Source organism: Mesorhizobium sp. M0011 (assembly GCF_040324155.1).
Taxonomy (GTDB): domain Bacteria; phylum Pseudomonadota; class Alphaproteobacteria; order Rhizobiales; family Rhizobiaceae; genus Mesorhizobium.
In genome coordinates, this window is sequence record NZ_JAMYVQ010000028.1 from 50,952 (window position 1) to 64,458 (window position 13,507).

13 protein-coding genes are annotated in these 13,507 nt (G+C 63.5%); 7 read left to right on the forward strand and 6 right to left on the reverse strand.

What is annotated here, in order from left to right; translation table 11 throughout:
* The first annotated feature begins 11 nt into the window (after positions 1–11).
* The 4 genes from lspA (at position 12) to olsB (ending at position 5,052) form a co-directional block, all read left to right on the forward strand.
* Positions 12–554 (forward strand): signal peptidase II, encoded by a 543-nt coding sequence (gene lspA, locus NKK51_RS25330; RefSeq protein ID WP_352554965.1) that lies wholly within the window; start codon positions 12–14, stop codon positions 552–554.
* A 57-nt stretch (positions 555–611) separates the two neighbouring features.
* The gene (acuI, locus tag NKK51_RS25335) at positions 612–1,601 is read left to right on the forward strand and encodes an acrylyl-CoA reductase (NADPH) (protein WP_128303215.1); all 990 of its coding nucleotides are present in this window, start codon (positions 612–614) and stop codon (positions 1,599–1,601) included.
* A 136-nt stretch (positions 1,602–1,737) separates the two neighbouring features.
* Entirely contained in the window at positions 1,738–3,996 is a 2,259-nt protein-coding gene (locus NKK51_RS25340) for a response regulator (protein ID WP_352554966.1), read from the forward strand.
* Positions 3,997–4,176: 180 nt separating this feature from the next.
* A complete protein-coding gene (gene olsB, locus NKK51_RS25345; protein WP_023812526.1) occupies positions 4,177–5,052 on the forward strand; it encodes a l-ornithine N(alpha)-acyltransferase in 876 nt (291 codons plus the stop codon).
* A 135-nt stretch (positions 5,053–5,187) separates the two neighbouring features.
* Here olsB and NKK51_RS25350 read toward each other — a convergent pair whose 3' ends face one another.
* Both NKK51_RS25350 and grpE read right to left on the reverse strand, forming a co-directional pair.
* Complete coding sequence (locus tag NKK51_RS25350; RefSeq protein ID WP_352440853.1) at positions 5,188–5,820, reverse strand: trimeric intracellular cation channel family protein; 633 nt, start codon at positions 5,818–5,820, stop codon at positions 5,188–5,190.
* A 113-nt stretch (positions 5,821–5,933) separates the two neighbouring features.
* The gene (gene grpE / locus NKK51_RS25355; RefSeq protein ID WP_352554967.1) at positions 5,934–6,569 is read right to left on the reverse strand and encodes a nucleotide exchange factor GrpE; all 636 of its coding nucleotides are present in this window, start codon (positions 6,567–6,569) and stop codon (positions 5,934–5,936) included.
* Between the two features lie 237 nt (positions 6,570–6,806).
* Here grpE and NKK51_RS25360 point away from each other — a divergent pair, with 237 nt between their 5' ends.
* From NKK51_RS25360 to NKK51_RS25370, 3 genes are all read left to right on the forward strand, one after another.
* The gene (locus NKK51_RS25360) at positions 6,807–7,007 is read left to right on the forward strand and encodes a hypothetical protein (protein WP_127296396.1); all 201 of its coding nucleotides are present in this window, start codon (positions 6,807–6,809) and stop codon (positions 7,005–7,007) included.
* A gap of 95 nt (positions 7,008–7,102) precedes the next feature.
* On the forward strand, positions 7,103–7,480 hold the full coding sequence (locus NKK51_RS25365; RefSeq protein ID WP_352554968.1) for a hypothetical protein: 378 nt from the start codon (positions 7,103–7,105) through the stop codon (positions 7,478–7,480).
* Positions 7,481–7,608: 128 nt separating this feature from the next.
* A complete protein-coding gene (locus NKK51_RS25370) occupies positions 7,609–8,631 on the forward strand; it encodes a fatty acid desaturase (RefSeq protein WP_023812521.1) in 1,023 nt (340 codons plus the stop codon).
* Positions 8,632–8,748: 117 nt separating this feature from the next.
* Here NKK51_RS25370 and NKK51_RS25375 read toward each other — a convergent pair whose 3' ends face one another.
* From NKK51_RS25375 to NKK51_RS25390, 4 genes are all read right to left on the reverse strand, one after another.
* Positions 8,749–10,353, reverse strand: a complete 1,605-nt coding sequence (locus tag NKK51_RS25375) for a GMC family oxidoreductase (protein WP_352554969.1) — start codon at positions 10,351–10,353, stop codon at positions 8,749–8,751.
* 96 nt (positions 10,354–10,449) lie between these two features.
* The gene (locus NKK51_RS25380; RefSeq protein WP_352554970.1) at positions 10,450–10,983 is read right to left on the reverse strand and encodes a DUF934 domain-containing protein; all 534 of its coding nucleotides are present in this window, start codon (positions 10,981–10,983) and stop codon (positions 10,450–10,452) included.
* A 111-nt stretch (positions 10,984–11,094) separates the two neighbouring features.
* Positions 11,095–11,859, reverse strand: coding sequence for a phosphoadenylyl-sulfate reductase (locus tag NKK51_RS25385; protein WP_023812518.1), 765 nt, complete (start codon positions 11,857–11,859; stop codon positions 11,095–11,097).
* Positions 11,834–13,504 (reverse strand): nitrite/sulfite reductase, encoded by a 1,671-nt coding sequence (locus NKK51_RS25390; protein ID WP_128303223.1) that lies wholly within the window; start codon positions 13,502–13,504, stop codon positions 11,834–11,836. Before NKK51_RS25390 ends, NKK51_RS25385 begins: the two co-directional genes overlap by 26 nt.
* Positions 13,505–13,507: the final 3 nt, after the last annotated feature.

The window sequence follows — 13,507 nt, forward strand, 5'->3', positions numbered from 1 at the left end:
GTTGCCCACCCGTGAGATCATGGTCTCCCTACGCGCTGCTCGTTGTCACAGCCATAGCGCTCGACCAGTGGATAAAGTACATGGTCGAGAGCAGCCTGCCTTTTCAGGAAAAGGTTGATCTGTTGCCCTTCCTGGCGCTGTTTCGCACCTACAATACCGGCATCGCCTTCTCGATGTTCTCATCCTTCGGCGACACCGGGCTGATCGTCATTTCGCTCGCCGTCGTTGCCTTCGTGCTGTTCCTGGCGACGCGGATCGCGCCGTCCCAGATCCTTGCCCGCACCGGCTTTGCGCTGATCGTCGGCGGCGCGCTCGGCAACCTGATCGACCGCGCCGTCTACGGCCACGTCATCGACTACATCCTGTTCCACACGACGGTCTGGTCGTTCGCCGTCTTCAACCTTGCCGACGCCTTCATCTCGGTGGGCGCGGCACTGGTCGTCTTCGACGAGCTGTTCGGCTGGCGGCGCGAGCCCGGGCCGTCCAACGCCAAGCCTTCCAAAGCCATGCCTTCCAAGGCCAAGTCTTCGAAGGCCAAGTCTTCGAAGGATTGACCCCGTGCCGCCATCGCCGCACAGTTCATGTCGCCAAACACGATCGCGGAGAAAGACATGTCCGAAACCTTCAAAGCCATCCTCGTTTCGCGTGACGCCGAGAAAAAGCAGTCGGTAACCGTGACCGATCTCACCGACGCCGACCTGATGGAAGGCGATGTCACCATCGCGGTCGAGGCAACGACGGTGAACTACAAGGATGGCCTGGCGATCACAGGCAAGGCGCCGGTGATCCGCCGCTGGCCGCTGGTGCCGGGCATCGATTTCGCCGGCACCGTCATCTCGTCTTCCCATCCCGACTGGCGCGCCGGTGACAAAGCCATCCTGAACGGCTGGGGCGTCGGCGAAACCCATTTCGGCGCCTATGCTGGCCGCGCCCGTGTCAAAGGCGACTGGCTGGTGCCGCTGCCGCAGGGCATCAGCCCGCATGACGCGATGGCCGTCGGCACCGCAGGCTATACCGCCATGCTCTGCGTCATGGCCCTGGAGCGGCACGGCATCCTGCCCGATCGCGGCCCGGTGGTGGTGACGGGGGCGGCCGGCGGTGTCGGCTCGGTCGCGGTCTCGATCCTGTCCAGCCTCGGCTACCATGTCATTGCTTCCACCGGCCGCAATGCCGAAAGCCCCTATCTGATCGACCTTGGCGCCGCCGAAGTGATATCGCGCGACGAGCTTGCCCAGCCGGCCAAGCCGCTGGCCAAGGAGCGCTGGGCCGGCGGCATCGACGCAGTTGGCAGCCACACGCTGGCCAATGTGCTCTCGATGACCTCCTATGGCGGCGCGGTCGCCGCCTGCGGCCTGGCCGGCGGCATGGACCTGCCGACCAGCGTCGCGCCCTTCATCCTGCGCGGCGTCTCATTGCTCGGCATCGATTCAGTGATGGCGCCGAAAGCAGTCCGCCTCGAGGCATGGCGCCGCATCGGCACCGACCTCGATCTTCAGAAGCTCGCCAGCCTGTCCAGCACCATCGGGTTCGACGGCATCGTCGATGCCGCGCGCGACATCGTCGACGGCAAGATCCGCGGCCGCGTCGTCGTGGATATGTGACTCCGCCCAACTGCCGGAAGGATGGAATCGCCAGATCTGCGGCAAACCCGCCGCGCCTCGGCAAAAAGCGCTCATCCGCTAAAATTTGAACGATCCGCCGCAATTTTCCATAATCTCTGTCTGGCAAGGATTTCGCATGATCGCGGAATCCGGCAGCCAACAGGCGGACACTGGCGACGACGTCGATGCGGTGCTCCCGCCGCTGGTGCCCGAGCCGGAATTCTCCAGGCGCGAAAGCCTGCCCTTTCTGACATTCGTCGCCATTGTGGTGGTGGCCGGGCTGGCGCATCTGACCGGGGCACCAATCTTCATCAGCGTCGCATTGCTGGCAACCGGTCTTGCCGGTCTTGCCCTGCATCTGCGCGCCAGGCGGAGCGAACATCGCACCTCTGCCCTTCTTGACGAAACCACTGCCCGCAGCCGCGCCGAGATCGAGACGCTGGCCGATCGCATGTGGGAGATGCAGGAGAGCGATGAACGCTTTCGCGGCCTGATCGATGCGCTTGGCGATCTCGTCATCCATCGCAACCGTGACGGCTACATCGTCTATGCCAACAAGGTCTTCGCCGATCTCGTCGAGATCGACCAGCGCGACCTTGCCGGCAAGACCCTGGCAGAACTGGGCATCGAGGTCGGCATGGTTCCCGATGCCGCCTTTTCCGACCATGAGTGCCTGAGTTCCACCGATGTCTCTATCAGCACGCCGAGCGGGCAGCGCTGGTTCTCCTGGATCGAACTGTCGGTGCGCGACAAGGACAGCGGCGCGGTTTCGCACCGCGCCATCGCCCGCGACATCACCGCCCGCAAACGCGCCGAATCCTCGCTGATCACCGCACGCGAACGGGCCGAATATGCCAGCCAGGCCAAATCGCGCTTCCTCGCCACCGTCAGCCATGAAATCCGCACCCCGATGAACGGCATCATGGGGATGGCCAGGTTGCTGGCCGACACCAGCCTGTCGCCGGAGCAGCAAACCTATGTCGGCGCCGTCTCGACCTCGGCCAGCGCATTGCTTGCCCTGATCGAGGATCTTCTCGACTATTCCAAGATCGAAGCCGGGCGTTTCGACCCCGAGCCGCAGCCGATGTCGGTGCGCGAGATCGCCGACAACATCATCGAATTGCTGGCAGCGCGGGCTTTCGCCAAGGATATCGGGCTGGGTTGCCATGTCGAACCCGACGTGCCGCAATTGATCACCGCCGATCCGGGCAAGGTCAGGCAGGTGCTTCTCAACCTCATCGGCAACGCCATCAAGTTCACCGACAGCGGCGGCGTGCTGGTGAGCATAGCACGCGCACGCACCGAAACCAGCGACCGCATATGCTTCACCATCGCCGATACCGGTCCGGGCCTGCGTGATGCCGACCTGGAGCGCATTTTCGAGGAGTTCGAGCAGGCCGACGGCACGTCGACACGCACACATGGCGGGGCCGGCCTCGGCCTTGCCATCTCCAGGCGCCTGGTGGCCGCCATGGGCGGCACGATCTCGGTATCCAGCCGGCTCGGCCAGGGATCCGAGTTCGTCTTCGAAATCCCTGCGATAGCGGCCACCGAAGCGCCGCAGGGCCACCAGAATGCTCTCTCGGGCAGACGCGCGGTGATCCTGTCGAAGAACGCCGTCGAGGCCGACGCCATCGCCCGCACCATCCGCGCCAATGGCGGCGCGGTCGACATCGCCACCACTGCCGCACAGGCCGCGCCTTTCGCCGCCGGCTGCGATGCGATCCTGGTCGATGCAGCGATGGAAGAAGGCGACGGAAGGCTGCTCAAGCGCCTGCGCCAAAGCGGTTTCTCCGACTGTGAGGCGATCACGCTGATCGCGCCGACCGATCGCGGCATGCTTGGCGAGTTCCGAGCCAGCGGCTACGCAACCTTCCTGGCCAGGCCGGTGCGTGGCGGAACACTTCTGCGTGTGCTGTTGAGCAGCCATGCTCCGAGCCTCGGCCCGCCGCAGCCGGAAAGGCGCGGCGCGCCGACGCTGCGCGCCGTCGGCAACCGCCAGCGCGGCCTGTCGGTGCTGATCGCCGAGGACAATGACATCAACGCCATGCTGGCCCGCGCCACGCTGCTGAAGGCCGGGCATCGCGTCAAGGTGGTCGGCAACGGCAAGGCCGCCGTCGAGGCTGTCACCGGCGCCGCGCACAAGGACCGCTTCGACGTGGTCTTGATGGATCTGCACATGCCGGTCATGGACGGGCTGGACGCGATTGCCGCCATCCGCCGCCATGAGGAAGAATGTGCAGTGCGGCCGGTGCCGATCATGGTGCTGTCGGCCGACAGCCAGGAAAAGACCCGTCATGCGGTGTTGGCCCATGGCGCCAGCGGCTTTGTCACCAAGCCGCTCGACCCCGAGGCGCTGGTCAATGCCGTCGAGGGGCAGGTCGTCGCGGCCTGAGCTTTCCACCGCCATTCGGCACGGGCGATCACTTAAACGTAGCCGGTTGATCGTATTCGCCAGCCGACGAAGTATTGCCCACGACGTCGTATCACGGTACTGTCACAATCCTGTTGCACCTACACCGTATCCCCGTGCCAAGAGGGATGGCTCGAAGGAGAATCACTCGTGCATACAGTTATGCCGGAATGTGACACTCGGCCGAACGCCAGCAGCGCCTTGCTTGCCGGACGTAACGTCGATTCCGTCATAAAGGGCGCGGCGCTGGGCCGTATAGGCAATCTTGAAGTGCGGCTCGCTCGCAACGAGGCCGAGATCGCGGCCGCGCAGGAAGTGCGCTACCGGGTGTTCTACGACGAACTTGGCGCCAGGAAGGACCTGTTCCAGGCCCATGACCGCCGGGACGCCGATCGGTTCGATCCGCTCTGCGACCATCTGCTGGTTTTGGACACCACGCTTTCCGGTCCCGAACATCGCCGCATCGTCGGCACATATCGGCTGCTGCGGCAAGAAATCGCGGCCACGGCCGGTGGCTTCTATTCCGAAGGTGAATTCGAGCTGACCAAGCTCATCGCCCGCCATCCCGGCCAGCGTTTCCTTGAACTCGGCCGCTCCTGCGTGTTGCCGGAATACCGCTCGAAGCGCACCATCGAGGCGTTGTGGCAAGGCATCTGGGCTTACATCAATCATTACGAAATCGGTGTGATGACCGGCTGCGCGTCCTTTCACGGCACCGTGCCGGCGGCGCATGCGGAGGCGCTCACCTACCTCGCCCACCACTGCCGGACGAACTCGGCCTGGGACGTGCGCGCGGTGTCCGGGCGCTATTGCTCGATGGATCTGATGCCGATCGAGGCCGTCAATGCCAAGGCGGCGATCGCCGCGATGCCGCCTCTGGTCAAGGGCTATCTGCGCGTCGGTGCCCGCATCGGCGATGGTTGCGTCATCGATCGCGAATTCTCGACGGTCGATGTGTTCGTCGTGATGCCGGTCAAGGAGATCGGCGCACGCTACGTCAACTATTATGGCGGCGAAGCCCAGCGCTTCGCGGCGTGAGATTGAGTAGGCAGTAGGCAGTAGGCAGTAGGCAGTAGTGATGACGCCACGATTAAGCTCCTGTGACTACTGATTATTCCCTATTCCCTATTCCCTATTCCCTATTCCCTATTCCCTATTCCCTATTCCCTCTCTTCACGGAATATCTTCCGGCCGCCTGCCGGGTCGGCTCTTGTAGGACGGAAACGACCAGCCGAATTTGAGCGCACCACCGCGCACGAGGAACGCCGCCGCAAAACCGGCGAGGTCCGAGGCGAGCGGCGGCAGTCCGGCAAGTTCGCCAAGCGTGTAAAGGCCGGCACCCGCAAGGGCCGCCGTGACGTAGATTTCGGGCCTGAGCAGCACCGATGGCTCGCCGGCAAGGAGATCACGCAAAATGCCGCCGAAAGTGGCGGTGAGCACGCCGGTGATGACGGAGACGACCGGCGAACCGGTAATCGCAAGCCCCTTGGCCGCGCCCATCACCGAAAAAGCGGCGAGCCCGACGGCGTCGAGCCAGAGCAGCCATTTCCAGCGCGATTCGACACGATGCGCGCTGAAGAAGACCAGCACCGCAACCGCGGCGCAGACCAGCACATAGCCGGAGTTGGCGACCCAGAAAACCGGCAGGTTGAGGATAACGTCGCGAAGCGTGCCACCGCCTATCCCGGTGACGCTGGCCAGGAACAGGAAGCCGATAATGTCGAGTTGCTTACGCGAAGCCGCCAGCGCCCCGGTCGCCGCGAAGACGGCGACACCGGCATAATCAAGAAGCGCGATAGGGTTCATGAGGCCAAGGCAGTAGGGATTAGGGATTTAGGGATTAGGCAGTATGAATAGCACGAAGCCGCGCGAAGATACGACTGCCCTAGTTTCCTACTGCCTACTGCCTATTCCCTGCCTCACGCATCTTTCTCGGCCTGTTCGTTCACCGGCCCCGGCTCGACCGGTGCTTCAGCGGCGGTGAACTTTGGCCCGCCCTTGGCGACTCCCACCATGGCCGGGCGCAGCACGCGGTCGCCGATCGAATAGCCCGGCTGCACGACCTGGACCACGGTGTTGGCCGGGACATCCGGATTGGGCACTTCGAACATCGCCTGGTGGAAATTGGGATCGAACTTCTCGCCTTCAGGCGCGAGCTTCTTGACCCCATGCCGTTCCAGCGCCGACAGCATGGCGCGCTCGGTGAGGTCGACGCCTTCGATCAGCGCCTTGAAGCCGGCGTCACCCGATGCCTTGGCCTCGGCGGGAATCGCATCCAGCGCGCGGCGCAGATTGTCCGACACCGAGAGCATGTCGCGGGCGAAATTCGCGACCGCGTAGGTGCGGGCATCGTGCACATCGCGCGCCGTGCGGCGACGCAGGTTTTCCATCTCGGCCGCCACGCGCAGCGCGCGGTCCTTCAGCTCTTCATTTTCCTTCAACAGCCGCACAAGGGCTTCATAGTCACCGTCGGTGCTGCCTTCCGTGCGCTCGGCTGGGGGCTCGGTCGCCTCGACTTCATCGGGCGCGCGTTCGTCTTTTGCCTGGTCGCTCATCGCCGTTTCCCGTCAATCTCGAATGATGTGGATTTTGTGCCCGATATCGATGTTTGGCGGTCAAAAATCAAGGGGTAAGCGATTAGAGAGGCCGCCAGCCAAGGCCGGACAATGACGGCCAAGATTTCGATTTTAATTCAAATTTTACCCTAACTGCCGGCTTTGCTTGCCACACAGGCAGGATGGGGGAACCATTCGCTTGCTGGAGGAGTTTCGAAGCCGAGACAGGATTTTGAGATGATGACCCGCAACATAGGCGAAAAGGCAGAGGGGCTGGCCATCGAGATCAGGCGCCAGTTCGGCGCCGAGGCGGTGACCCGCTTTCTGCGCACCTTGCCGGCCTTCCGCACCGAGGCCGACATCCCCGACCGGCTCAGAGAACTGCTCGACCGCCTCGATGGGGCGGAGCGCGGTGACATCGGCTGGCGCCGGCCGTAACGCAACAATCGATCCTGGCAGCAAACCTCCTATCGGCAATAGCCGGGGAGAGCCGAACCATCTAAGATAGATGGGTTGGTCAAATGGAGGACGTAATGCGCAAGGTTTCGATCACCTCATCGCTGATGGCGCTTGTCGGCCTCGGCGCCATCACCTTGGCGGCCTTTCCGGCACAAGCAGACAATCTGCAGCTGCAATTGGGCAAACATGGCCCGCGGCTGAAGTTCATGGAAGATTGCGACCCCGCCTACGACGATTGCGAAGGCCCCCGTCGCGACGATCGGCGCGACCGGCGTCAACGGGGCTGCACGGAAGACCGGGCTCTCGACAAGGCAGAGCGAATGGGCATCCGCCGCGCAAGAATTGAGTCCGTCGGCCGCCGGGAGATCACGGTCCGTGGCAGACAGGGTGGCGACCGCGTGCGCGTGACTTTTGGCACCGACCGCGGCTGTCCTATCCTCGATCGCGAATAGCGGTCGACGTCATCAGCAGGTTGAGCTGGCGGTTGGCCGGCTCGACCGCCAAGCCACGCGACAATTACGCACAGTAATTTTGCGTGATGTTGCCTTGCGGCGGCGAGGCACCGCGCCTATGCTTCCTGATGAACATGATTTCCCCTGAGGCGGTCGCCAACAGCAAGCGCGCCTGGCTGAAGATTCTCGCCCGCTACAAGAAGCCCGACAGGCGGCGCAGCGCCGTCGAACTCGCCATCACCCTCATTCCATTCGCCATACTCTGGGGACTGTCCTCGGCGGCCTATGCCTATGGCCATTGGTGGGGACTGGTCCTCATCCTTCCCGCGGCCGGGTTTCTGGTGCGCATCTTCATGATCCAGCACGACTGCGGCCACGGCTCCTTCTTCGCCAATCGCTACGCCGACGACTGGATTGGCCGCGCGCTCGGCATCCTGACGCTGACGCCCTACGATTGCTGGCGGCGTGCCCACGCGACGCACCACGCCAGCGCCGGCAATCTTGACGAACGCGGCATGGGCGACATCCGGACGCTGACCGTTGCAGAATACCGGCAGATGTCGTGGCGAGGCCGCCTCGCCTACCGTCTCTATCGCCACCCGCTGGTGATGTTCGGGCTCGGTCCGATCTGGCTGTTCATCTTCGAGCAAAGGCTCCCCGTCGGCATGATGCGCGGCGGCCTGACCCCTTGGGTGTCGTCGATGACCACCAATCTTGGCATCGCGGTCGCGGCAGCCATCCTCATCTGGTTCGTCGGCCCAGGCGCTTTCCTGGTGGTCCACCTGCCGATCGTCATCCTCGCCGGTTCGGCCGGCATCTGGCTGTTCTACGTCCAGCACCAGTTCGAGGAAACGGAATGGGCGAAGGATGCCGACTGGGAATTCCAGCACGCTGCCCTGCACGGATCGTCCTATTACGATCTACCGCCGGTGCTGAACTGGCTCACCGGGAACATCGGTGTCCATCACGTCCATCATCTCTCCGCCAAGGTGCCGTGCTACCGGTTGCAGGAAGTGCTGCGGGATTATCCCGAGTTGCGCGACATCGGCCGTGTCACGCTGCTCGAAAGCTTGCGCTGCGTCAAATTGGCATTGTGGGACGAAAACCGCCGCAAGCTGGTGTCGTTCCGCGAGGCACGGGCGGCGGCTTAAGCAATTCCAGGAGAAGTTTGAACGGTTTCCCAGGGAAAGCGCGTAACGTTTTCCCTGGGCAATTGCGTCATAACAAAAGGACCGCCGCGCTATGGGCGCCGCGGCCTGGAGCTCCGATCAGGCAGCCCTGATCATGTCGGCGGCCTTTTCGGCGATCATGATGGTTGGGGCATTGGTGTTGCCACCAATCAGTGTCGGCATCACCGAGGCGTCGACGACACGCAAGGCTTCAAGCCCGCGCACCTTGAGTTGCGGATCGACCACCGCCATCTCGTCGACCCCCATCCGACAGGAGCCGACCGGGTGATAGACCGTGTCGGCGCGGGTACGGATATGGGTCATCAGATCGGCATCGCTCGGCTCGCCGGCGATGTGCATTTCCTTGTGCCGGTAGCGCGTCAGCGCCGGCGAAGCCAGCACCTGCCGGGTGATCCTCACGCCTTTCAGCAGCAGTTCCGCATCGCGCTGGTCGCCGAGAAAGCGCGGATCGATGCGTGGCGCGGCAAGTGGATCGGCGCTGGCCAGCCCAACCTCGCCACGTGAGTGCGGCCGCAATATGCAGACATGACAGGAAAAACCGAAGCCGTAGTGCAGCGTGCGCGCATGGTTTTCGACCAGGCCGATGACGAATTGCAGCTGCAGGTCAGGGCGTTCAAGCGCCGGGTCGGATTTGACGAAAGCGCCGCTCTCGGCCGCCGGCGAGGCGATCAGCCCGGTTCCATCCCGGCGCCACTGCGCGATGTGCCTGAGGAAACTCAACGCGCCGCGCGGGCTCATGCCAAGCATATCGGTATCCTTCGATTTCCAGCCGACGATGAAATCGAGGTGATCCTGCAGGTTCTTGCCGACGCCCGGCAATTCGTGGACGACGGGAATGCCATGCACGGCAAGTTCGGCCGCCGGGCCGATACCCGACAACAACAGAAGCTGCGGCGAACCGAAGGCACCGCCACAGAGGATCACCTCGCGCGACGCCTGTGCCACTGTCTCGCCTTTGCGTGTCCGGTAGCGGATGCCGGTGGCGCGCTTGCCGTCAAGGACGATGCCTGTGGCGTGCGCCCGCGTGACCACGGTCAGATTGGTCCGCTGCATCACCGGATGGAGATAGGCGGCGGCAGTCGAACAGCGCTCGCCATTACGGGCGCCACCGGCAAACTGGGTCACCTGGAAATAGCCGGCGCCCTCTTGTTCCGGTCCGTTGAAATCGTCCGAGGCGCGAATCTGGTTTTCGGCACAAGCCTCGATGAAGGCCTTGGCGATCGGCCTCGGCGAGCGCTGGTTCGACACTTTCAGCGGGCCGTCCCCGCCATGCAACGCATCAGTGCCGCGCTCATTGCCCTCGGCGCGCCGGAAATAGGGCAGCACCTCATCCCACGACCAGCCCTCGCAGCCTAGATTTGCCCATTCGTCATAGTCGCTGCGATGGCCCCTGACATAGAGCATTGCATTGATTGCGCTGGAGCCGCCCAGCGCCTTGCCGCGCGGCTGGTAGCCCTTGCGGCCGCCAAGACCTTGCTGCGGCACGGTCTCGAAGGCCCAGTTGTTGATTCTGGGCCGGCCGGAAAGCATGCTGATAATGCCAGCAGGAGCGCGGATCAGCATATCCCTGCCCTCGCCGCCAGCTTCGATCAGGCAGACCGTTTTCGATGGATCTTCCGAAAGCCGCGCGGCAAGCGCACAGCCGGCGGACCCACCGCCGGCTATGACATAGTCGTAACGCATGAAGACCCCTCCCCGATCGTCCACGGATTTCCATCCGGATGATCAAGAAAAGGCCTGAACACGACTGATGTAAAGACGCGCGGAATTACCGCAACGTCAGCTGCTGCGAACGCGCCGCCAGGAGTATTTCGGGCCTTTTGGTTCCGGCACGGCGGCTGGCTGGTAGTAGAGCCCCAATCCGCCGATACGGTCCTCCTCCAGGCGCTTCAACAGCACCGGATTGGAAATCTCGAACTCGTCGAAGCCCAGCCGCAGCATATGCGGCAGCTGGTCCACCAGCACCTGGCCCGTGGCGCGAACGGCACCTTCGAAATGGTAGCGGCCGCGCAGCAGTTCTCCCTTGGAGAAGGAGCGGCCGTCGCTGAAGGCCGGGAAGGCCAATGCCACCAGCGACAGCTGGTCGAGCAGGTCGGCAATCTTCTCGAGCTGATCGCCCGGCTGCAGCAGGACGCCGAGCCGTTCCTTGGCCGAGCGGCGCACCTCCGGATCCAGATCGAGGAAGACTTGCAACGGCAGGATGAAGCGGCCGTTGCCGGACAGCGCATCGGCGCTTTCGGCATGCGTCCACTCATCCTCGTGAAAACCCGCAGTGGTCCAGAGTCGGATCTCCGGTGTCGTCGGTCCAGTCATAAAGATTCCTAAAGCCCCAAGATCCAGGTCCGCTGAAAGTCCATCCCACGCAAAGCCGGCGGTCTCCGGACGAAGGTCGCCGTTTGCAGGCCGGCTGAATTTCAGCATACCCTATAGTGATGCGTCGGTCAGCGACTTCTCCAGCCCCGACAGGTGAATGCCGCACTCGGTCTTGGCATGACCGGCCCAGCGGCCGCTGCGCGCGTCCTCGCCCGGCTGCACCGGCTGCGTGCACGGGAAGCAGCCGATCGACAGATAGCCATAGGCGACCAGTGGATTTTCGCGCAGCGCATGCGCGCGCATATAGTCGGCCTGGTCCGATGTCGTCCAATGCGCCAGCGGATTGATGCGGATGCGTGGACCGACCGCCTCGAACACCGGCAGCGCTGCCCGCGTCGCGGCCTGGAAACGCTTGCGGCCGGTGAGCCAGGCTCGAAATGGCGCGACACCGCGCGCCAGCGGCTCCACCTTGCGCACGTCGCAGCAGGCGTCGGTGTTGCTCTGATGCAGATTGCCCGTCGGATCGATCCGTTCGAGTGCTGCTTCCTCGGGTTTGATCACCCTTATGTTGGTCAGCCCGAAATCGGCGGCGAGCGCGTCGCGATAGCCGAGCGTCTCCTCGAAATGCTTGCCGGTGTCGAGGAAGATGACCGGCAGTGTCCGGTCGATCTTGGCGATCATGTGCAGCAGCACAGCCGAATCCGCGCCGAACGACGACACCGCAGCGATCTCGTCAAGGAACAGTTCGCGGGCCGAGCGTTCGATGATCTCGAGCGGCTTCAGATGACCGTAGAGCGCATCGAGCCCCGCCGCTTTGGCGGCGATGCCGTCATCGACGTCTCCAATACGGTCAAGCGGCCTTGGCTTCGCCAGCATAGAGCGCCTCCTTGAACGGCGCGGGACCGACTCGGCGGTAGGCGTCGATGAATTTCTCTTGTGGGTCGAGCCGAAGGCCGAGATAGGTCTCGACGATCTGTTCGATGGCGTCGGTGATCTCTTCCGACGAGAAGCCGCGGCCGATGATCTCGCCGACCGAGGTGTTCTCGTCTGCCGAGCCGCCCAGCGTCACCTGATAGAGTTCGGAGCCCTTCTTCTCGACGCCGAGGATGCCGATGTGGCCGACATGGTGATGACCGCAGGCGTTGATGCAGCCGGAGATCTTCAGCTTCAGTTCGCCGATCTCGCGCTGCCGTTCCAGCGAGGCGAAGCGTTGCGAGATTTCCTGCGCGATCGGGATCGAGCGCGCCGTGGCCAGCGCGCAATAATCGAGGCCCGGGCAAGCGATGATGTCCGATATCAAATTGGAGTTGGCTGTCGCCAGACCGATGCCGACCAGCGCATCATAGACTGCCTTGAGATCGGCGCGGGCCACATGCGGCAGGATCAGGTTCTGTTCATGGCTGACACGCAGCTCGTCAAAGCCGTATTTCTCGGCGATGTCGGCGATCGCTTCCATCTGGCTGTCCGAAGCGTCGCCGGGCACCTCGCCGATGCCCTTCAGCGAGATCGTCACCGCCGCATAGTCGGGATGGCGGTGCGTCACGACGTTCTGGTCGAGCCACTCCGAGAACCCCTTGGAATCGAGCCGCGCCAGCTTGACCGCCTGGTCGCCTTCCGGCCGCCCAGCGAGCACCGGTGGCGCGAAATAGGCCTCGATCGCGCGGATGTCGGCTTCCGGCAGCTTCAACTCGGCGTCCTTCAACTCCTGCCACTCGGCCTCGACCTGGCGGGTGATCTCCTCGACGCCGGTCTCATGGACGAGGATCTTGATGCGCGCCTTGTACTTGTTGTCCCGGCGGCCATAGAGGTTGTAAACGCGCAGGATCGCCGTGCAGTAAGACAAAAGATCGGCTTCCGGCAGGAAGTCGCGGATTTTCCGGGCAACCATCGGCGTGCGGCCCTGGCCGCCGCCGATATAGACGGCAAAACCGAGTTCGCCGGCGGCGTTCTTCTTCAGGTGCAGGCCGATGTCGTGGGTCTGGATGGCGGCGCGGTCGCGCTCGGCACCCGTCACCGCGATCTTGAACTTGCGGGGCAGGAACGAGAATTCCGGATGCACCGACGACCACTGGCGCAGGATTTCCGCGTAGGGACGCGGATCGGCGACTTCGTCGGCGGCAGCGCCGGCGAAGTGGTCTGCGGTGACGTTGCGGATGCAATTGCCGCTGGTCTGGATGGCATGCATCTCAACACTCGCGAGATCCGCCAGGATCGCCGGAATGTCCGACAGCGCCGGCCAGTTGAACTGGATGTTCTGGCGCGTGGTGAAATGGCCATAGCCCTTATCGTATTTGCGGGCGATGTGGCCAAGCATGCGCAACTGCTTGCCGTTCAGCGTGCCGTAAGGTACCGCGATGCGCAGCATGTAGGCGTGCAGTTGAAGATAGACGCCGTTCATCAGCCTCAATGGCCGGAACTGGTCCTCGGTGATCTCGCCGGCAAGACGACGCTGCACCTGGTCGCTGAACTCCGCGACGCGGGCCTGGACAAAATCGTGGTCGAACTCATCGTAACGGTACATGCT

Excerpts from the sequence above, each read along its gene's own strand:
- acuI (WP_128303215.1), top strand. The coding sequence starts at position 612 with ATGTCCGAAACCTTCAAAGCCATCCTCGTTTCGCGTGACGCCGAGAAA.
- NKK51_RS25340 (WP_352554966.1), top strand. The coding sequence starts at position 1,738 with ATGATCGCGGAATCCGGCAGCCAACAGGCGGACACTGGCGACGACGTC.
- olsB (WP_023812526.1), top strand. The coding sequence starts at position 4,177 with ATGCCGGAATGTGACACTCGGCCGAACGCCAGCAGCGCCTTGCTTGCC.
- NKK51_RS25350 (WP_352440853.1), bottom strand. The coding sequence starts at position 5,820 with ATGAACCCTATCGCGCTTCTTGATTATGCCGGTGTCGCCGTCTTCGCG.
- grpE (WP_352554967.1), bottom strand. The coding sequence starts at position 6,569 with ATGAGCGACCAGGCAAAAGACGAACGCGCGCCCGATGAAGTCGAGGCG.
- NKK51_RS25360 (WP_127296396.1), top strand. The coding sequence starts at position 6,807 with ATGATGACCCGCAACATAGGCGAAAAGGCAGAGGGGCTGGCCATCGAG.
- NKK51_RS25365 (WP_352554968.1), top strand. The coding sequence starts at position 7,103 with ATGCGCAAGGTTTCGATCACCTCATCGCTGATGGCGCTTGTCGGCCTC.
- NKK51_RS25370 (WP_023812521.1), top strand. The coding sequence starts at position 7,609 with ATGAACATGATTTCCCCTGAGGCGGTCGCCAACAGCAAGCGCGCCTGG.
- NKK51_RS25375 (WP_352554969.1), bottom strand. The coding sequence starts at position 10,353 with ATGCGTTACGACTATGTCATAGCCGGCGGTGGGTCCGCCGGCTGTGCG.
- NKK51_RS25380 (WP_352554970.1), bottom strand. The coding sequence starts at position 10,983 with ATGACTGGACCGACGACACCGGAGATCCGACTCTGGACCACTGCGGGT.
- NKK51_RS25385 (WP_023812518.1), bottom strand. The coding sequence starts at position 11,859 with ATGCTGGCGAAGCCAAGGCCGCTTGACCGTATTGGAGACGTCGATGAC.
- NKK51_RS25390 (WP_128303223.1), bottom strand. The coding sequence starts at position 13,504 with ATGTACCGTTACGATGAGTTCGACCACGATTTTGTCCAGGCCCGCGTC.